The following is a 19,680-nucleotide window of genomic DNA, read 5'->3' on the forward strand; positions in this document are numbered from 1 at the left end:
CGGCAATGTCGGAGCGCAGTGAAGTCCTGTTGTTTTTGTTTAAGCGGGGACGGGCTGATCCGACCACAAGGCAGCCTCGCTGAATGAAACTGGCGGCGAGCGCCACGAAACATGATGCAGAGTCGGGGGGCGATGTGATCATGCGACAAGAGCTCGATGCACGCGAATACAAGCTATTGCTCAATCCTGCGAAGTTCGATGCACCGCTGTCGAAGGCAAGTGCGAATGCCTTTTGGCACAGAGAAATCGAACAGATCATCCGCGAGTGCTTCAACAGCAGCCATGCTGTCGAAAACGCATTTGACGAACTGCTCAAGCGGAATGTGCAGTATTGGGATACGCACGATTGCGCTCTTGCCTCTGCTGATTTGACGCTCCGTTCGCGGGTAGATGCGAGCGCCGGCAGAGCGACCGTCGATGAGCACGAGATAATACTCAAACTGCGGATGGCCGATTTTTTCGTCGTCGCCGACACACGGCTGGACCGATCTGACGGCGACAAAAAACCACAGTTTGAGGAGGACATCGCGCCCTATGAAGGGAGGCCGCCCGACCCGGCCGCGGCTGTCGTTAGTCCGGCGAAGCCGTCAATCCGCAGCCGGTACGCCCTGACCACAAAACGACACCGCCACTGGGATGAATCCTCTCGCACCGAAGGCCGCCTGCGGCGCCTCTTCCCTGCAATTGAAGACCTGCTGAAACGACCGTTGGGCGACGATGACGCACTGGTCGGTGGACCCGAAGCTTATGAATTCGCTGCCAGGGGCGCAAAGGTTGGCTTCGGTCAGGGCGTCGTCGGAGAGTTCACACTGACACTATGGCATTTCGGGGCTGTGGAAGAGGCTCCCGCCGTCGCGGAGGTGTCATTCAAATGCGATACCCCTGGCGGCGAAATGTCGGGCAAGGCAGCTCGCATGGCGCTCGAACTGTTCAACGCCCTGCAAACTGATCTCGGCGACTACGTGAATACCACGCATTCCAGCAAAACCGCCCTCGCGCTGCCGGCCGGTTGCGCCTCGGGATAGCGTTTCGGTCGCAGGTACGATTGCCGGCACAAGGCCAGAACTCAATCGTGAAAGAACTGACGTGAAGGAGATGACATGCCGCTCAACAACTACGCTGCTCTCAAGGGAAGACCTATTAACAATCGCTTGGCCACCGGTTCCAGCCCGCATTATCAGGTGCTTGTATCTGAGAACGGCACGTTGCACCGCATCGCGATCAACGTTCGCTCTCAGGATGGGAGCGAGGTCGAGTTCCTCGTGCGCTCACGGTTCGAGCATCCGATCACGGATCTGCTCGCCGATTTGCCTGAGGGCCTCCACGAGACGTCAAGCGAGCCGGGAGGGATCGCCCTGGATTTCATCCGCGGCAACCTCATGCAGCCTTGGGAATTCACACCGCTTCCCTTAACGGCGGCCGGGCTGGACAATGACCTCAACGAGAAGATCGACGCATATATCCAGCGCGCCATGTCGGACGAGGGGGCGATGCTCTACGCCTTCGGCGAGACCTGGGGACCTGAGCACGACAAGGCCGACAAATACTTCGGCTTCAAACCGGGCCGCGGCATTCACGACATTCACTTCAACCAAGGCAATCCGCCCGGCAGATTTGCAGGTCAGAACGGAGCTTGGCAGGACGGCGGCCTGATCCTGGAGTTTCCGCGCGAACGGCAGTGGGTCGGCATCTTTCTCAAGTTCCAGACCCAAGCCTGGCACTCGGACGACGGGGACGGCTCGCTGATTGTGCCCGCGAACGGAGAATTCCCGGGCCGGCCGCATGCACCGGTCGAGCGCGATCGCATTCCCACGTTAGAGGTTCCGGATGGTCTCGTCCGTGTCATTGCAGCCTATGTCAATGACGTCAGGACGCCTGAGCGCGAGTCCATTACTCTGCTCAATACTTCCGACGTGTCCATCGATCTAACGGGATGGCAAATTAAGGACAAACAGAAAAATGCCATGTCCCTCTCCGGCCCGATCGCCGCAGGCGCGACACAGGTGGTCGAAGTGAAGCTCCCTGTGGTGCTCTCAAACAAGGGCGGCATCATCACTTTGTTGAATGAGCAAGGGATCAAGGTGCACGGAGTTTCCTACACGAAGGAGCAGGCGCGCCAGCCGGGGAGAACAATCCCATTCCAATCGTAGAGGCGTCATTCGCAAATCGAAGCCAAGAACCAATTTGCCGGCCGTGCACACATTCTTGAACGTTCGATCACGTCAGAAGACGATCGGCACCTTAGTGCGGCGGGCCAGAACACACGAGTGTCAATTTGGACGGTGAAGCTGCCGTGCTCTGAGACCAAGCGCCGGTGCGTTGCAGAGATGGGGGGAGTCTGATGAGAGTGCGTGTTGAGCAGAACGGCATTGTTGTAAATGCGATCGCCGGTTGTCACGTTGTAACGCTCGGCCTCGATATCGCGCACGCTTTGCGCCAAGGATTACGCGGATTTGCAGTGCGGCGTACGGACCGAACCGAGGGCGAGATTTACTGGATGAAGGGCACAAAGACCTTCGAATCGGTCGAGCCTTATCCGGCACCCGGTGAGCAATTCTCCAGTCGCTACCACCCATTCCAGACGTTCCAGTGGGCGGACTATTCGGCAAAACCGGACCACAACTACGACTATGAGGTGGTCGCCCTCTACGGTGCCCCGAATGCGCTGGAGGTGAGGGCGTCGGCAACCGTCTCGGTCAAGACCGAACCAATCGTGGAAGTCAAACACGCGGTGCTCTTTAACCGCGGAGCTGTAGCAACGCAGGAGTACGCCCGCCGCTTTCTCAACAAGCGTCCAGAGAACGTCGGCCCAGGTGCTTATCAGTGGCTGTCCCGCGGTCTTCTGGAAGGGATTGCCGGATTTATCAACCGCGCTAAGGGCCCCGGCTTTGGCCTCAAAGGTGTATTCTACGAGTTTCAATGGCCGACGGTGCTGGAGGGCCTGGCGGCCGCAAAAGAAAGAGGCGCCGACGTCAGCATCGTGTTCGATGACATCGAGAGCGAAACCGGACCTTGGGAAAAGAATGAAAACGCCATACAAGCCACCGGCATCTCGTATATCTGCATCCCCCGTCGAAACGGCAAGCTGATGCACAACAAGTTCCTGGTTCTCACCCGTGATGGCCAGCCTCTTGCTTTGCTCACGGGCTCGACCAACATTACCGAGAATGGAATTTTTGGACATGCGAACTGCGTCCATATCGTCGAGGACACTGAAGTTGCTGCACGTTATCTCACCTATTACGAGAAACTGGCGACAGATCCCGAAACGAAAGCACCATCAACATATAAGGAGTGGACAGAGCAGCAAACGCCTGTGCCGGGGTTTCTTGCCCCCCATAGCATGAGCGCCATCTTTTCCCCTCGCTCACAGCTCGACGCTCTCGATTGGTATGCCGATATAGCGCGCGCAGCGCACGGCGGCCTGTTCATGACTTTTGCTTTTGGCATGAATACCCGCTTTCGCGACGTGTTCGCTTTGCGAGACAATGTCCTTCGCATGGCACTCATGGAAAAGGAATGGAACGGCCGAAACAAGGAGCCACAAATTGCCGCCATTCGGGCATTGCAGAGGCTGCCTAACGTCGTCATCGCGATCGGCAACCGAATACCCCTGAGTGGATTTGATCAATGGCTCGGGGAACTGGAGCGGGTCACCAAGACAGTAAACATCCATTGGGTCCACACTAAATTCCTGCTCGCAGATCCATTGTCAGACGACCCCATCGTCATCACCGGTTCCGCCAACTTCAGCGAAACTAGCACGACAACCAACGACGAGAACATGTTGGTCATCCGAGGGGATACGCGGGTCGCAGACATCTATTTCGGCGAGTTTATGCGCCTTCACTCACATTATGCCTTCCGTCAAGCTGTCGCGATTTTCATGGCGAAGAACCCCGATAAGTCACCTGAGGACTTCAACGTACGCTTCCTCGTCGAGAAGGATGACTGGACGCGCGACTACTTTGATCCGAATGACCCCACCGGGCGCTACGCTCGCCGGCTTTACTTCTCCGGAACTAAGAATGGGGCGCTAGCCGAACGACGCACGGCGGGAGGGCTTTCGACGCTCCCCGGGGACCCTTCAGTGCCCTATCCCCATGGCGGGTTTCCACCAGCTCACCTTGGATACGGGGAACCACTTGCGCGTTTGACGGGCGATCCGTCCGTGCGGTTCCCCAAAAAAAGCTGATGGGAACAAAGCGAGATGGAGCTCGGAACGTTGTGCTTTTGCGATCTGCTCGAGAGCGTCTGCTGGGGTTGCCGAAGCCATTCGAAGTATCGCCAGAGAGGCCAAGACCGGCAAGTTATCGCTGAAGACGCGGAACGTTTTGATGCCTCGTTCGCAAACTGTAGCACAGCGACTGTGGATGAGTGACTGTGGGATAACAAAGATCTAGACTGACGGATTCAAGGCGGGGACTTATCTGGATGTTCGCTTCCCTTTCTCAATTGGCAAGCAGGTCCTTTATGATCGGCTCCGTCTTGCCGGTCCTCGTAACCTGTGTGTTGGGCTTATATCTTTTCCCTGACCCCCTGGGAGACTTCGGGCCATTCCTGACCGACCCCGAAGCGTTCGACAAAATCGCCTACGTTGCGGTTGCCGTTTGGGCCAGCGCAGTGGTGCTGTCGATGGCAAGCACCGCACAGTATCGTCTTCTTCAGGGTTACTCTTGGCCAATAAGTCGCCTCTCTTGCTGGAAAGCAAGCGAATTAGCGAGATTCACAGAAGACAGCAAGTCCGCTGAGAACCTCGAGAAGAAACGTGACGAGGGCAATGGCGTTGCGGCAGCAATCGAGGGCGAGCTAACCCTGGCATACTGCAAATTGCGGCAAGAGTTCCCGACAAAGGCACGGCTGTTGCCGACCCGTTTTGGCAATCGGGTTCGTGCATTCGAAGACTACGCCGGTATCGTGTACGGGGTTGACGCCGTTATGATCTGGTCGTCAATGAGCACTGTCATTCCCAAAGAGTACCTGGAGAGGATCGACAACGCGCGAGCCAACGTAGACTTTCTTGTGAATATGATCTTCATGCTCCTAGGCTTGGCCGCGCTCGCAGCCGTCCGGGTCGTCTACTTGAGCCTTTCGGCCACGGTCCCACATGAAGAGTTTGTTAAACTCGTCGGTGCGTGCGCCATCTTGCCTCTGGTGGCACGCTGCGCCTATCGCTTCTCGCTGACGGCAATCGCCCCTTGGGGAGATCTCGTTAAGGGGGCCTTCGACAACTACCTTCCGGCCCTAGCGGCACAATGGGGTTACGAAGTGCCAAAGACGTTTGCGGAGCGCCGGACCTTCTGGGAAGAAGTCTCGCAGCAGGTGACCTTTCAAATACCGGTGGTACCGGAAAAGTGGCACCCGAAACGGTCCTTGCCGAAGCAGCATCTGCTCTCGCGGCCCGCAAGTTTGGAACCGGTTGGCATGAATAACAGGGGTAGAAAGGTGAGCCACTTCTGAAAATCACTTGCTTAACGGCGATCTGGAACTTGAGGGAAGCGAACCCATGAGGCACAATCTACGGCTGGTTACTGGGGGCGCAGGCACAGCGGCCGCGGGAAGTGCGAGTGGGCCTAGTGGCGCTGGAAAACGACTGCGCGTCTCGTTCCGTCGATGAGCGCCAGCCGGCCCCGCGACGAACATCCAGAACGTGAACAACCTTGCAACATGCCGTGTAGCGGCACCGTAAACCACCGTCGCGCGAGTGACATTGGAATTCGGGTCCGGCCTCGTGCGAGATCTAATGCCTTTGGGTGACTTTTCGCGGGTCGTCCACGCGTTCTACTATCCGGGCGGGAGATCTGGAGAGGGGCATGCACTATCGGCAAAGGTCGGTGCTGTTCGCAGCACCTTGGCTGATCATCGGAGTTGCCGCAGTAGGCGTTTCGGGCGGCATAACCGTTGCAGACTTCGAAAAGCCTGAACTGCTGATCGCCGCGCTGTTTATCGGCCTCCTCATCGGCATGGCCGTTGAGCAGTTGCTAGCCGCTATGAGAAAACAGGCGTGGCGGGAGAGAAACAGGTCACGCTGGGAAGAAAGACGCAGCCACGAGCGCATCGTATTGGGGCCTTGGCCCCAGATACCAGCTGCGGAGCCATTGAGACCGGTCGACGCCACGGATCAACTACGTATCGTCATGCGCTCGGATTTCACCATCCAGCCGTTGCTGAACAAGAGCGAAGCCCGCGTGTTTCGGGAACTCGACAGCGTCGTGATCGGCTGCAATTCTTCCTGGCAGGTAATGGCTCAGGTTTCATTGGGTGAGATCCTTCGAAGCACCGACCCAGACGCCTACCGTTGCATCAACTCCAAACGTGTCGACTTGCTACTGGTGGACGGCAATTGCCAACCGCGGCACGTTATCGAATACCAGGGCGGAGCGCACCATCAAGGGGCCGCGGCCGCGCGTGACGCGGTAAAGAAGGAGGCGTTGCGACGCGCCGGGATCGGCTATTATGAGGTGGTGGCTGGCCAAACAACGCCGTCGGAACTCAGGCGATTGGTCGAGAAGCTGGTGGACAAGCCCAGTGTCACCTAAAGCGACCTCATCACGAATGCCTGGACGGTCGAACCTCTTCGACTTGAAGAAGACGTCGCGTTCGCTTGATAGAATTGAGGCGCACCCGCGATGATTTCCGATTTCCATTCAGTTCGCGAAAATCTATTCCCCGCCAGTCACGGAGCGATCGAGGACTGGGAGACGTTCCCCTGGCATCGTGACCGAGCCAACAAAATTCAGGCGCACAAGGCGCATTCGTCGCAAGCCATCGCAATCGATGTGTTCGGCACAATCAAGATCAGCACAGATCGCGACCGCATTTTCGACGCCATCGCCGAGCGTGTGGGAGTGGCGTCCGGCGGTCCGTGGGCAATAACACTCGAGTGGATGGATGCTGATCGGCTTTTGGGGGAACCGAGGCCAACGCAAGTCGATGCACTTGCCGTCGGCTCAAAGGCAGCGCTCGTCATCGAGTGCAAGTTTACCGAACCCGGAGGACAATGTAGCCAATCGGTCGTGTCACGCTCGGGCAATCGCCAGTGTAACGGAACCTACGCCGACCAAACAAACCCACGGAACGGCGTGCGCGCGCACTGCGCTCTTACAGGCAAGGGCATTCGCTACTGGGAATACATCCCAAAGGTCTTCGCGCTCGATCCGGGTGTGGACCATACGCCCTGCCCTTTTAAGGGAGACGCCTATCAGTGGATGCGCAACGCCGTGCTCGCGGCAGCGATAGGCAAGCACCGCAACCTTCAAGCGTCGGCCCTCGCAGCCTTTGCCGATCACCCAAGTTTTCCAACGGCGCGGAAAGCGAAACGGGGCCTGATGGATCCCAGTCTAGCTGGCCAAAGGGCGATCAAGCCTATTTCCTACCAGCAGATCCTAGAGATCGCTTCCCAAGTCGGCCGAGACCAAGAACTTTGGAACCACCTTTCTGGCTGGGTCGATCAGAAGATCGCACGGGCAGCGTCGCGAAGAACGGACTTCCAAGAGGTTTGAAATGGATGCTGATATCTGGGATCGAGCCTTCTATGACGACGGCGAGTGGGTTTCCTGGTCCGACGTGGAAGAACAGCTTCAATATCACGAGTGGCGCGCCAAATATCCCAACGCAATAAGATCTTTGATCCCGTACTTTCAGGATCTCCTGTCACTGGCAGAAAGCTACCACCTTGAGACAGGTCGTCATCTCAATGTGTACGGAGACATAGGAGAACTGTTCGGCGCCATCACCTACGGAATAAAGCTGAACAAGAACTACGCACAGGGTGCCGACGGTAGGCTTGGCAACGATCACATTGAGATCAAAACCATCACCCCATTCAAGTCCAAGGATGAGGTTTCAGTCAAGGTGTCGGGCAACTTCAGCAAGCTACTCGTCGTGAAGATCAACGCCGACTTTGAAGTCTCGTCGCGAATGGTTGATCGCTCGAAGCTTCCCAAAACGACGAAACCTCTGTTGAGGATAAGGTGGAGCGATCTGCCCCAAGCCGAATGACGTCTTCGTCCGCGAGCGCGCCAATAGGCATGCCTTCCTTTTGCCGCAACGAATGCCCCGATCCGCATCAATGTCCCAACTCGTCACATTCGCGAGCGAAACGCATCGATCATTGCCCTTGAGACATCGCCGGGATAGCAGATTGGGGCAGCACCCCCGGGTTTCGAATATGCGCTCCTGCGCCCGCAGCGTCGTCCGGCCCGATCGCGACTTTCCGGGCAAGGGCACGATCCGCTATAGCCGGAGATCGACTCAGCGATGATGCGCTGTACGATCACGGAATCAGATATCTGCGGGACCTTGATTGGCTCTTCAGAAGACGACTCTACGGATGCGGGTGTATCGCGCTTTGGCTCTGACTTTGGCTCTGACCGTGGGTTATCGGTACTTAGGAGATGCGATGCGATCCAACCCTCCCGCCGCGTGAGATTGTCTTGGACGCGCGACCACTCTCCATCGACCGAAAGCAAGCGGACCGATCGACCCGCATCATACCGATCAAGGATCGAAAACTTCTTCCCAGGTCCTTCTCGTAAGGCGACGCGCTTGCCGCGCACGAAAACCGTTGCGACCACTTTCTCCATGTCTGCTCTATCAGACGGTACAGAGAACTGGTCTTGCTGAAACGTCGCTGTAGAGACTTGCGTGCGACCGTCGGCCGAGGATTTCTGCTCTCGAGCAACGGTTCCTGAAGATAGCCGCGTTTCGTTGACTGCGGCCCGTTCGTCACCAATCGAACCGATCCAATAGATGATTGTTACAACTACGGCCGCGCCAACAAGAAATTGCCGCATGAGATCCCCGCCCTGGGTTGTATCATTCAACGCTTTTCCCAAGACAGCAAGCCCACATGATACTCGTCCGATCCCGGTGGAGTCGGGGCGCGGTTGAAACGCGGGGCGACTTGTCCGTGAGGTGCACCGCACTATTAACCGTTATGGCTTTTTTGTGTTGCAACTTGAACTTGATCAATGTTCACTGAATATAAACAAAGCCTGGGAGCACAAATTTGCCGAGTTTTAAGTTCGGCCTCGTCCGCATGCTGGCCTTCTGCTTGGCCATTTCGCTTGGGTATGATCCGGCATTGGCCGGGACAAAGAAATTTGGCCCTTTTTCGTTCGAGGAGAGCGACCCAAGCGTCATCACACTCAGCGGCGAAATCGACCTCTATTCCGCTCTGAACTTCAGGCGGGCGCTTCACGCTTCGCAGAAAGCTAGATTGCTGGTGCTAGATAGCGTCGGTGGCGCTGTTCAGATGGCGCTGTTGATTGCGGACGACGTGCACGAAAGGCGCCTCTCCACCTTTATCCCAAAAGGGAAAGGTTGCTACTCGGCTTGCGCCTTCGTTTTTATGGCGGGTGTCGAACGGCAGGTGGACGGTGAGCTTGGCGTCCACCAGATCTCTAGTGAATCGAACGACCTGGTAAGCGCACAGCTGTCAATCTCCGATATCATTGACATGCTCGCTCGCTTCGACACTCCGCCGGAGGTCATGACCACGATGTTCAAGACGCCTCCGTCACAGATGCATGTGTTCTCAAGCGAGGAAATTGGCCGCTACAAACTTAACCGCAAGGGCACGGCGACGACATCGAACGAACAGGTGTCCACAACTCCGATCGTCACGTCCGAGGGTGCGCCACCTTCAACGGCAAACTCGATTGCGGCTGCCTCATCTGAGTCAAACAGCCAAGTTGGCGCTGCATCGCCTATAGGCCACGGTCAAAGCGAGAAACTGTCGGCGATCGAGGAGTTTGCTCGTAAACCGACGCGTATCGCCGTCTACACTGGCCTTGACCTGTTTGGCGATGATCTCACCTCGAAAAGGACGGCCGACGTCGCCGAATGCGCCACGAGCTGTCTGGAGATGAACGGCGCTTGCAAGGCGTTCACCTTCAATGCCAATCCGAAGATTGTGCGTGGACCGAACTGTTTCCTGAAAGCAAACGAAGGTCGCGCCGATGGCAACTCGGTCGCGATCTCGGGAAAATTCCTGGCGAGCGCGGATCCAGATCCAACGTCATTTAGCATGGGCACGATCGACCCAAAGGAGGCGCTGTTCGAGGATGTGGATCTACCTGGGGGCGATCTCGGCGTTCGTGCGTCGATCTCGAACGCAACCCCTCTTCAGTGCCGACTCGCTTGCATCGACAATGACCGGTGCGTTGCCTTCACCTATATCAAAAAGAAGCGGGAGTGCTGGATGAAAGGTGCCGTTGGGACACCGCTCTTCAAAACCGGCATGATTTCCGGGGTGAAGAGTTTTCAAACATTCGCACCGGCGAAGGTCATCGGACTCGACTGACCATCTGCCGGCGATCTTCACGCCTTGAAGGGATACGAACAGGCGGGCGTGCGGGAAGCTGGGCTGCTTCCCTGGTAGCGCCAGAGTTCGCGAAATCCATTGCGCCCCGAGCTTGATCAATCGGTTTGCTGTCCCTAGAAACCTTTCTGGTGGGGACTGTAGCTCAATGGTTAGAGCCGTCGGCTGAACGGCAGCATTGCGCCCTCATTTGGGACTTGCACGGTCTTGGATGCACGCCCTGAAAGCGGACGCTGGGGTTTTAGATTTCCAAGGTCACCAAGGCGGACTTTCAAGACGTTCGGAGCGGCTGGTAGGGATGGGTTCGACCCGTTGCGGCCGCACGTGGATACGGACTGGAAATCCTGGCTTTGGCCCCGAGCCGACTCTTGGGCACCAGCACGAGATTGCCACCGCGATGCCCATCAGCCGGTGGTCGTGAGCCGATCGCTGCTTATGCAGCATGCCCTTTGCCGCGCTCGATGCCCTTTGTTGCCAAGGTGCCATCGACGTCAGCCGACATCAGAAACTCCGACAGTTGCTTGGCAGCTTCTGTGTCCTTTGGATCAGCGCTGATGCCAATGGCGAAGTCGATGTAACTTTGGAGTTCCGACGGAAACCGCCCGACAAGCATGACGTCGGGAGCGGCGGCGAGAATTGAGGTCACGGGAAGGACCGCCAACTCGGCTTCCCCGCGGGCTACAGCCAGCGCTGTCCGCCCTCCTGCTATGCCCACCAGCCTCGGCTTCACCTCGTCGGCTATTCCCAGGCGCTCAAGAAGACCGGAGAAGTAGGCGCCGCTGGTTCCTTCAACAGCGTAGGCAATTGATCTGGCACTCTTCAATGCGTGTTCGAACCCTTCCATGGACCCAATGTCTAGCGATCGACTGCCTGCCCTGGCCGCGACGCCCATTGCGATCCGGCCAAACGCTACCTGGCTCCCCGCTTTGACCTTTCCCATGGCGGCGAGATCCTGAACCATATGCGGATTGATGATGACGAGGTCAAAAGGCTCCCCCGCCTCAATCTGTTTCTTCACTGTCGGATTGAGTTCGAACTTGACCGCAACATTGTATCCTGTCGCGGCTTCGAACTGAGATATGAGCGCAAGGACCGCGGGTCGGACCGCAACAGCGCCAAAAAGTCGGATGTCGTGGTTCATAGCCTCCCCTGAAACGGTCGAAGGACTTCTTGCATTGCGTATATAGCCTACTCAGCGTCATGCTGGGAATTCGGATGCCGAGCGATGTCAGCGGCCCCAACATGATGCTCGTCAAAATCGTGCGGTTTCCACCCTGGCGAGATTTAGAGAAACAAGCAGAACCGACCCAATGGGGTCGCCTCCGATTGGGCCGAAGCCGCCCTCCTGCCTCTGAATTGTCAAATGCGGGCGTTAATGTGTCGTGTTATTCTTGTAGGATGCAACCGAGCACACGCTACAAGAAGTGACGGATTGAACATTGCCTATCAGACGATCGGCGACGGCCCGCTCGATATCATCTATGTGCCGGGCTGGGTATCCAATCTGGATCATGCCTGGATCTTTCCTCCGTTGGCACATGTGTTCGAGCGGCTGAGCGCGTTTTCTCGGCTGATACTGTTCGACAAGCGCGGCACGGGTCTTTCCGATCGCAATGTCGGGTTTCCAACGCTGGAAGAACGAATGCGGGACATGCAGGCTGTGTTGGATGCTGCGGGTTCTCGTCGAGCAGCGCTGATGGGCACCTCCGAGGGCGGCCATCCGATCGCGGAAGAGCTGATGTTCTGCGCTCCCGCCTATCCTGAAGAGCGCGCCAACGACATGCTTCCGCGATGGCGTGACTACATGGCCTGGGCGCCGGAAGAAGTCAGTGGTCTCGCCGAATCTTCCACCATACCCAGGGATCCGGCCTATCCGGAATACACATGGGGCAAGCGTGTGGTGACGCTCGCAACGGTCTATGGTGGTCCGGCTGAAGAAGGGGTGCGTGTGACGCGGCCCCTGCGCGGCTTTGGTGAACCGTTGCTCGATTTCAGCGGCCGCATGCCATACCGTGCACTGCAGTCCATCTACGACGGCTTGTTTCCCACGGGCCGCGACCGCTGCTACTGGAAGTCGACCTACCTCGCTGGCCTCGACAACGGCGCTATCGCCGATATCGCCACGCGGATGGCGAAACGCCCGTCCGAGAAGACGTTTGCCTCGATCTGGAAGTTTGGCGGTGCAGTACAGCGCGTTGCCGCCGATGCCACCGCCTTTGGCGACCGCTCCATGCCCATCATGCTGAGCCTCGATGCAATCTGGTCCGATCCGGCCAACGACGACCCCAACATCGGGTGGGTTCGCGACGTTTGGCGGCATGCAGCCCTATTCCACCGGTCGCCCGTATCTGAACTTTCCGGGATTTGGTGAAGGTGAGAATCTGGTTCGCGGCGCGTTCGGTGCAGAAACCTACGCAAGGCTTCAGAAGGTCAAGCGCGACTACGATCCAGACAATCTCTTCCACATGAACCAGAACATTCTGCCGCAATGAGGTCGGCGGAATGCGTCATTGATGATTGCCACCCAGTTCTAGCCGCACAGTGTCTCCCCTCGGCGCGACGCTGTCGCCGGTCAAAACGGAGCGAATAACCGCATCCCACCCTTTGGCGACGGATGGGAACCGGAAAGATCGACCCACCCGCGACGCTGATGAAGGCTACGCGTTTCCGCCGGTTGCTCCCACCGCGCCAAGTGGCGTATCGAAAACCGCCGAGGCTCCAGTCGCCGCTGGATGAAAGTTCAGTGGCAGGTCACTATCTGCCGATCCTGTTCGCTTATCTTGGGGCCAGACGTAAAGAGTTTGCGGGGTTGGCAGTCGGCGACATTGCAAAGGACGGATAAGGGTTACATCATCATCCTTCGCACCAACGGCATTCGACGGTTGAAAACGTACAGTCACAGAGACTGCTGCCTGTGCCCGAAGAAATGGTTCGATTGGGCTTCATCGACTATTATCATGCCGTCAAGAAGTTGGGGTACGCGCCGCATCGTTCCGCGGCGTCGTGTGTGCCCGCTTTGCCGAACTTCTCAGCCGATTAGGCCCATTTTTCGCAGCCGGTATTCTAGTTTGGCGCGGGTCAAGCCGAGACTTCGCGCGGCAGCCGAGACGTTGCCCCCGGCGCGCCGCAGGGCGTCTTCGTAAAGAGCGCTCTCGGCTCTAGCGAGATCCCCCGCAGAGGAAATCCGCGCGGGGATTGTGGCTGGGTCGGAAGTAGTCGGGCGTGACGGCTTTGCCGTGACCTTTCCTTCCCGACTAAGTGCTTGTGGGAAAACGGGCGAGACCTCGCCGGCTATGAAGAGATGCTGAACGTCGATCTGACCGCCTCGCTCCGCGCAAATAACACCCCGCTCCATCAGGTTCTGCAATTCCCGGATGTTGCCGGGGAAATCATAAGCCAGGAGCGCGTCCATCGCCCGGCGGGACAGGCCGGCGACATCTCGGCGATGGCGTTCACGGAACAGGCGTAGAAAGTGGTCGACGAGCAGCGGGATATCGTCACGCCGCTCTTTCAGCGGCGGAATGACGATCGGAAAGACGCAGAGACGGAAATAGAGGTCCTGACGGAAGCGACCGGCGCGCACCTCGTCGGCAAGATCGACGTTGGATGCGGCGATGACGCGGACATCGGCGGGGATGGTGCGCGTACCCCCGACCCGCTCGATCTGGCGCTCCTGGATCGCCCGCAGCAGCTTGCCCTGGGCGGCATAGCCGAGTGAAGCGATCTCATCGAGAAAGATGGTGCCGCCGCCGGCTCGCTCGAAGTAACCCGGCCGCGAAGCGACCGCTCCGGTGAAGGCGCCCTTTTCGACGCCGAACAGCTCCGACTCCACCAGACCCTCGGGTATCGCGGCGCAGTTGATCGGCACGAAAGGTCGTCTGGCGCGGGCGCTCAGCCGATGGAGCTGTTGAGAGAAGATCTCCTTGCCGACGCCGGACTCGCCGATCAGCAGAACCGTCGCCTCAGTGTCGGCGACCTTCTCCACCATCAGCTTGGCGCGCAGAAAGCTGGCAGAAACGCCGACGATCTGGTCGTGGACGCGCCGCGTTTCGTCCTTGCCTGTCGGAGGGCACTCCGCCGATTGGACGGGCTCGACCTTTAGCCGCGGGGGGCGCCGTGTACGCTTCCATTCGAGCCCGAGATAGGCCCGCTCCGGTGCATCTTCGCCCCACTCCTCGGCGTTCCGGCCGACCACCACGCAGCGCGGCGCCCCCATCGCGACGCACTCGGTCTCCCGGAAAATGACCGGCCGTCCGAACAAGGTGCTGGTATAGCCGGTCGGATAGCCGCTCTGCATCCAGCATACCGGTTCGCTCGCAAGGCCATGATGGGCGATATGCTCGGCGGCTTCGGAGGAATCGTCCCACTGGAATTCGCCGAGATAGGTGCCTTTGACGCTGTCGAACTCGAAGTGCCTGGTCGTGACCTTCACGAAGCCCTCGAGTGTATGGACGCGCGGCCCTGCCGCCAATGCATGCGTCAGATCCTGGTTGGGGAAGCGCTTGCGAACGAGCTCGGCGTCGCGGACGCCCTGCATGTAGCCGACACGCATGAAGATGCCCTTGGCCGTCTCCACGCCAAAAGCCTCGATGATCTCCTGTCGCAGCCGACCGAGCACCTGGGACTGCATCAGCACCATGCGCTGGTCGTTGAGCCAGATACGGCCGTCGCCGAGGGCGAAATGCAGGGCTTCCGTGAGTTCGGTCAGGGTGGGCGACGCACCGGTCTCGAGCTCGCTGAAGGCGCCCCTCGACAGCATCTTGCCCGTCGTCTTCGACGCGTCGGCGAGGGAGATGAGCTGCGGGGGACGTTCGCTGTTATGCATCAAGCGCCTTTCATGAAATTCTGCAAATGATGAAACCTTGCATTATTTCCTGAAGAAGGGCAAGTCCTCTGGCCCCAGTGCGGGCCCACCATGCAAGCTGCAAAAATGCAATTGTTTCAGGGTCATCGCCGGAAAATGACGGTGCTGCAAGGATGGGCGCGGAAACTGGCACGCTCCTTGCGCTGCCTTGGGAGGCCGCCGGAGGATGCGGCCCGGAGGATTGCACCAGCGACAGCCCGGAAACGTGGCGAAATCACCCTCGCCTCGGGAGCGGCGAAGCCAGGTCTTCTTCCATCCAACTAGACCGAGGAGGACTTCGACCAATGAACATGCATAACCGGAACTTTCTCGACGCGGGCCGCTGGAGCGGCCGCGCCTTCATATCCGAATGGGCTGAAACACGCGGCGGCACGATCGACGTGACCAATCCCGCCAACGGCACTGTACTCGCCTCGGTCGGCTTCGGCGGCCCGGAGGACGTCGCGCAAGCGGCAGGCGAAGCCCGTGCCGCCCAGAAGAGCTGGGCCAAGACGCTTCCGGTCGAACGCGCCAGGATCCTGAACAAAGCGGCCGATCTGCTCGAGGAAAACGGCGGCGAGCTCGCCCAGTGGATCATGAAGGAGTCTGGCTCCATCCACCCCAAGGCGATGATCGAGATCGAACACGGCGTCCTCTTCATCCGTCATGCGGCAACGCTCGCCATCACGCCGACGGGCATGTTCCTGCCCGGGATGGACGCGCGCGCCAACTATGCGCGTCGCGTGCCGCACGGCGTCGTCGGCGTGATCTCGCCCTTCAACTTCCCGCTGGTGCTTTCGGTCCGATCGATTGCGGCAGCGCTGGCGCTCGGCAACGCCGTCGTCCATAAACCCGATCCGCGCACGCCGATCTCCGGCGGCATCATCATCGCCCGGATCTTCGAGGAAGCCGGTCTGCCAAAGGGCGTTCTCAACATCGTGCCTGGCGGCGCCGATGCTGGTGAGGCGCTGTGCAGCGACCCGAACGTGGCGATGATCTCCTTTACCGGGTCTGCCCGCGGCGGCGCCCGGGTCGGCGAGGTGTGCGGCCGTCACCTGAAGCGCGTCCAACTCGAACTCGGCGGCAAGAATGCGCTGATCGTCCTCGACGATGCCGACCTCGACATGGCCGCCTCCAACGCCGCCTGGGGCGCCTTCCTGCACCAGGGCCAGATCTGCATGGCTACCGGCCTGGTGCTGGTCGATGAGAAGATCGAGCAGGCAATCACAGAGCGTCTCGTCGCGAAAGCGCGGCATCTGCCAGCGGGCGATCCCTCAAGCGACCAGGTCGCTCTCGGCCCGATCATTTCTGATGCGCAGGTCGCGAACATCCAGAGGATCGTTGACGATGCCGTCGCCAAGGGAGCCAGACTGCTCGCAGGCGGCACGCATGACGGCCGCTTTTATGCCGCGACCGTGCTTGCCGGCGTCCAGCCGGGCATGGTCGCCTTCGAAGAGGAAATCTTCGGACCCGTCGCCTGCATCGTCTCGTTCAAGACTGATGAGGGAGCGATAGAACTCGCCAACAGCTCCGAATACGGGCTGGCGGCCGGCGTGATTTCCGCCAATCTCGGTCGCGCCATGGCCGTCGGCGACCAGCTCAACGTCGGCCAGTTGCACATCAACGACCAGACAGTGAACGGCGGACCCTACGCCCCCTTCGGTGGCCGCGGCAAGTCGGGCAACGGCACGCGCGTCGGCGGCCCCGCCGACATCGAGGAATTCACCCAGTGGCAATGGGTGTCGGTGAAGGACAACGCGACGCCCTATCCGTTTTGACCGAGCCCGAACGAACGCAGAATTAGAACACGCAAGGCAGTCCGCTCGGCACGCGTTGACTCTACATGGACAGGAACAAGGCATGACCCTTAACGGAAAAACCATCGTCATCACCGGCGCCTCTTCAGGGATTGGCGGCGAAGTCGCCCGCCTCGCCCGCTTCCACGGCGCCCGCGTCGTCGGCATCGACCGCAACGACCCGATGCTCACCCTCGACGGTTTCGTCAAGGCCGATCTCAGCGGTCCTGAGGCAATCGACGCGGCCGTGGCCCAACTGCCGGAGCAGATCGACGCTCTGGTCAATGCCGCAGGCGTTCCGGGGACTGTCGACCGCGACATCGTCGCCAAAGTCAACTATCTCGGCTTGCGCCACTTGACGGAAGCCATGGTCCATCGCATGCCGCGGGGCGCCTCGATCGTCAATTTCGCCTCCATTCTCGGCGCCGAATGGCCAAAGCGCGCCGAAGCCCACAAGGCCTTGGCCGCTACCGCCAGCTTCGCCGAAGGCCTGGCCTGGCTCGAGGAGAATCCGGTCCAACAGGAAACCTGCTACCAGTATTTCAAAGAGGCGTTGATCGTCTGGTCGCACAAGCGCAGCTTCGAGCTCTTCATGCGCCACGACATTCGCATGAACTCGGTAGCCCCGGGCCCCGTGTTCACGCCGATCATCGGGGATTTCATCACCATGCTCGGCCAGGAGCGCGTCGAACAGGACGCGGATCTGATGAAGCGTCCGGCTTTCGCCGACGAGATCGCGGGTCCTGTCCTCTTCCTCTGCTCGGACGAGGCCCGTTGGGTCGTGGGCGTTAACTTACCGATCGATGGCGGGCTTGCTGCCGTCTACAGTTGAACCGAAGACCGACGTGCAAGCAGGCATTTGAGAAGGCCGCCTCGGTAGCCTCCTCATTGCTGTTCCTGCGCTGATCCCCGCGTCAGGCCGCCTGCAAGGCACGTTCCCGTCGCGCCAGCAGCAGAACGGTGGTCAACCCCGCCAGAAGCGTGATCGGAACAAGCGCGAAGATCACGTCAGACGGGCTGCTGCCGCCGGCGACGAGAAAACCCGCCAGCAATGGTCAAGCGATGGAACCGAGCCGGCCGACGGCCACCGCCACGCCGACACCGGTGCCACGGATTTCGAAGGGATAGCATTGAGGCGCCACGCCGTAGAGGATTGCCTGCACGCAAAGGATAGCACCGCCCACCAGCGCTCCAGCCATGAGGTGAGCCCGAGATGTGCGGGCAGCAGGCTGAGCATGAGCAAAGCTGCGGGGCCGCGGCCGCGAAGCCGAGCGCGACCGGCATTACCGGGTTCCTCTGGTCGAGCATCCGACCGCCGACGAGGCTACCTGCCGCGCCGCCCAGGTTGAACAGGATCTGGACGAAAGAGGCCTCCTCACGGGCAAGGCCGCGGGAGACAAGAAGCTGCGGCATCCAGTTCAAGAGCAGATAGACGACGAGCAGCCGAGAAAGAACGACACCCAGAGAGCCACCGTGGTAAGCAGCGTCTGCGGCGCCAGAATGCGCGAAAGAGCTCCCGAGGTGGATTTCTCGCTCTTCACCACGCCGAGCGGCGGCAGCAGGATGTAGATGGCCGGCGCGAGCAGCAACGGCATGATGCCGCCCACGAGGAAGATCGAGTGCCAGTCGCCGCCGTGCAGGCCGAGAATGGCGACGCCGCTTGCCACGGCGCCGCCCAGGGGGACGCCGGCATACATGATCGAGACAGCGCGCCCCCGGCGGCTTGGATCTGTCGATTCCGCGGCGATGTTGACGAGGTTCGGCAAGGCGCCGCCGAGACCGATCCCGGTCAGGAAGCGCATGACGACGAGCTGTTCGAAGCTGGTGATACATAGGCGGTGGCGGCCGAGAATATCTCGAAGGTCACCAGCGAAAGCACGAGTCCGGAGCGCCTACCCCAAGCATCGGCAACCCGTCCGCCGGCGAGCGCCCCGAAGATCAGGCCGACCGTCGCCGACGAGAAGAAAAGTCCGATCTGTTGGGGTGTGAGCCCAAACGCCGGGGCCAGCTTGGGCACCGCGACGCCAGCCGCCTGAAGGTCGAAGCCTTCGATGACGGCTGCCATGAATGCGAGCAAGAGCGCTCGCCGCCCGCCGGAGCGGTGGTCGATGGTAACCTGCATTTCGTCCTCCCAGAAAGCGGGTTCCTACCTCCCCGCTGGTTGCAGGCCTAGCCCTGCTTTGGCCCATCCTGCTGCCAGATCTTCGCCAATAGCCGACGAAGCTCCGTCTGTTCCTCCGCCGTCAGGCGACGGAGCATGCTGCGTTCATGTTCGGAAACGAGTGCCAGCCACGCCGCCGCCGCCTCCTCGCCCCGACGGGTCGGGAAGAGCCGCTGGATGCGCTGGTCGGACTCGTCCGCCTCGCGCAGAAAAAGCCCGCGTTCCTCGAGCTCCGCCAGGATCGGTACGATGTTTGCCCTCTGCATGCCGAGCGCACGGCAGATCTCCGCCGAGCTGATGCCGGGTGTCTCGATGATACTGAGCAACACGCTCATCGGCACAGGCCGTGTGTTCGCAGGCTCGAGCGCCGAAACGGCCCCTTGCAGGTCGAAAACCGAGGCACGGCGTAGATGGTAGCCCACCAGGTCTTGCAGCCGGCAAATCTTTGCGTCTTCGGGATCCTGCTCGGGCTGCTTCTTTTCTAAAGGCATGACGACGTCTCTCATTGGCTCTTGCATTCTGCATAATGCTATGTCACATAACAGTCAATCCGCTA

Annotated in this window: 20 protein-coding genes; 12 read left to right on the forward strand and 8 right to left on the reverse strand. The window is 59.6% G+C overall.

Annotation, left to right across the window (positions count from 1 at the left end):
- Positions 1-83: 83 nt before the first annotated feature.
- From QN219_RS29325 to QN219_RS29355, 7 genes are all read left to right on the forward strand, one after another.
- Entirely contained in the window at positions 84-1,025 is a 942-nt protein-coding gene (locus QN219_RS29325) for a hypothetical protein (protein ID WP_284003889.1), read from the forward strand.
- 75 nt (positions 1,026-1,100) lie between these two features.
- Positions 1,101-2,150 (forward strand): DUF2278 family protein, encoded by a 1,050-nt coding sequence (locus QN219_RS29330; RefSeq protein WP_284003890.1) that lies wholly within the window; start codon positions 1,101-1,103, stop codon positions 2,148-2,150.
- Positions 2,151-2,341: 191 nt separating this feature from the next.
- Positions 2,342-4,195 (forward strand): phospholipase D-like domain-containing protein, encoded by a 1,854-nt coding sequence (locus QN219_RS29335; protein ID WP_284003892.1) that lies wholly within the window; start codon positions 2,342-2,344, stop codon positions 4,193-4,195.
- A 239-nt stretch (positions 4,196-4,434) separates the two neighbouring features.
- Positions 4,435-5,460, forward strand: coding sequence for a hypothetical protein (locus QN219_RS29340; protein WP_284003893.1), 1,026 nt, complete (start codon positions 4,435-4,437; stop codon positions 5,458-5,460).
- A 353-nt stretch (positions 5,461-5,813) separates the two neighbouring features.
- Positions 5,814-6,539: a DUF2726 domain-containing protein gene (locus tag QN219_RS29345; protein ID WP_284003894.1), complete on the forward strand. Its 726-nt coding sequence runs from the start codon at positions 5,814-5,816 to the stop codon at positions 6,537-6,539.
- 90 nt (positions 6,540-6,629) lie between these two features.
- A complete protein-coding gene (locus QN219_RS29350; RefSeq protein WP_284003895.1) occupies positions 6,630-7,502 on the forward strand; it encodes a PGN_0703 family putative restriction endonuclease in 873 nt (290 codons plus the stop codon).
- Position 7,503: 1 nt separating this feature from the next.
- The gene (locus QN219_RS29355) at positions 7,504-8,001 is read left to right on the forward strand and encodes a hypothetical protein (protein ID WP_284003896.1); all 498 of its coding nucleotides are present in this window, start codon (positions 7,504-7,506) and stop codon (positions 7,999-8,001) included.
- An 83-nt stretch (positions 8,002-8,084) separates the two neighbouring features.
- Here the strand turns inward: QN219_RS29355 and QN219_RS34320 are convergent, their stop codons facing one another.
- Positions 8,085-8,795: an SH3 domain-containing protein gene (locus tag QN219_RS34320; protein ID WP_405052287.1), complete on the reverse strand. Its 711-nt coding sequence runs from the start codon at positions 8,793-8,795 to the stop codon at positions 8,085-8,087.
- 215 nt (positions 8,796-9,010) lie between these two features.
- Here QN219_RS34320 and QN219_RS29360 point away from each other — a divergent pair, with 215 nt between their 5' ends.
- The gene (locus tag QN219_RS29360; RefSeq protein WP_284003897.1) at positions 9,011-10,306 is read left to right on the forward strand and encodes a PAN domain-containing protein; all 1,296 of its coding nucleotides are present in this window, start codon (positions 9,011-9,013) and stop codon (positions 10,304-10,306) included.
- A 451-nt stretch (positions 10,307-10,757) separates the two neighbouring features.
- On the opposite strand, the gene QN219_RS29365 is transcribed toward QN219_RS29360, so the two are convergent.
- Complete coding sequence (locus tag QN219_RS29365; RefSeq protein WP_284003898.1) at positions 10,758-11,465, reverse strand: substrate-binding domain-containing protein; 708 nt, start codon at positions 11,463-11,465, stop codon at positions 10,758-10,760.
- Between the two features lie 222 nt (positions 11,466-11,687).
- On the opposite strand from QN219_RS29365, the gene QN219_RS29370 reads away from it, so the two are divergent.
- Entirely contained in the window at positions 11,688-12,695 is a 1,008-nt protein-coding gene (locus QN219_RS29370) for an alpha/beta hydrolase (RefSeq protein WP_284003899.1), read from the forward strand.
- Positions 12,643-12,816, forward strand: a complete 174-nt coding sequence (locus QN219_RS34325; RefSeq protein ID WP_405052284.1) for a BBE domain-containing protein — start codon at positions 12,643-12,645, stop codon at positions 12,814-12,816. Before QN219_RS29370 ends, QN219_RS34325 begins: the two co-directional genes overlap by 53 nt.
- 536 nt (positions 12,817-13,352) lie before the next feature.
- On the opposite strand, the gene QN219_RS29375 is transcribed toward QN219_RS34325, so the two are convergent.
- Positions 13,353-15,149, reverse strand: coding sequence for a sigma-54-dependent Fis family transcriptional regulator (locus tag QN219_RS29375; RefSeq protein WP_284003900.1), 1,797 nt, complete (start codon positions 15,147-15,149; stop codon positions 13,353-13,355).
- Between the two features lie 323 nt (positions 15,150-15,472).
- Between QN219_RS29375 and QN219_RS29380 the strand changes: the two genes are divergently transcribed.
- Entirely contained in the window at positions 15,473-16,945 is a 1,473-nt protein-coding gene (locus QN219_RS29380) for a benzaldehyde dehydrogenase (RefSeq protein ID WP_284003901.1), read from the forward strand.
- 82 nt (positions 16,946-17,027) lie between these two features.
- Complete coding sequence (locus tag QN219_RS29385) at positions 17,028-17,795, forward strand: coniferyl-alcohol dehydrogenase (protein ID WP_284003902.1); 768 nt, start codon at positions 17,028-17,030, stop codon at positions 17,793-17,795.
- A gap of 82 nt (positions 17,796-17,877) precedes the next feature.
- Here the strand turns inward: QN219_RS29385 and QN219_RS29390 are convergent, their stop codons facing one another.
- The 5 genes from QN219_RS29390 to QN219_RS29410 all read right to left on the reverse strand — a co-directional run bounded on the left by QN219_RS29390 (position 17,878) and on the right by QN219_RS29410 (position 19,615).
- A complete protein-coding gene (locus QN219_RS29390) occupies positions 17,878-18,015 on the reverse strand; it encodes a hypothetical protein (RefSeq protein WP_284003903.1) in 138 nt (45 codons plus the stop codon).
- A 3-nt stretch (positions 18,016-18,018) separates the two neighbouring features.
- Entirely contained in the window at positions 18,019-18,162 is a 144-nt protein-coding gene (locus tag QN219_RS29395; protein ID WP_284003904.1) for a hypothetical protein, read from the reverse strand.
- Between the two features lie 219 nt (positions 18,163-18,381).
- A complete protein-coding gene (locus QN219_RS29400) occupies positions 18,382-18,765 on the reverse strand; it encodes an MFS transporter (protein WP_284003906.1) in 384 nt (127 codons plus the stop codon).
- Positions 18,753-19,085: an MFS transporter gene (locus tag QN219_RS29405; RefSeq protein WP_284003908.1), complete on the reverse strand. Its 333-nt coding sequence runs from the start codon at positions 19,083-19,085 to the stop codon at positions 18,753-18,755. The genes QN219_RS29400 and QN219_RS29405 overlap by 13 nt, the downstream gene beginning before the upstream one ends.
- 47 nt (positions 19,086-19,132) lie before the next feature.
- Positions 19,133-19,615, reverse strand: coding sequence for a MarR family transcriptional regulator (locus tag QN219_RS29410; RefSeq protein WP_284003910.1), 483 nt, complete (start codon positions 19,613-19,615; stop codon positions 19,133-19,135).
- Positions 19,616-19,680: the final 65 nt, after the last annotated feature.

The organism is Sinorhizobium sp. 8-89 (assembly GCF_030124325.1).
Classification (GTDB): Bacteria; Pseudomonadota; Alphaproteobacteria; order Rhizobiales; family Rhizobiaceae; genus Sinorhizobium.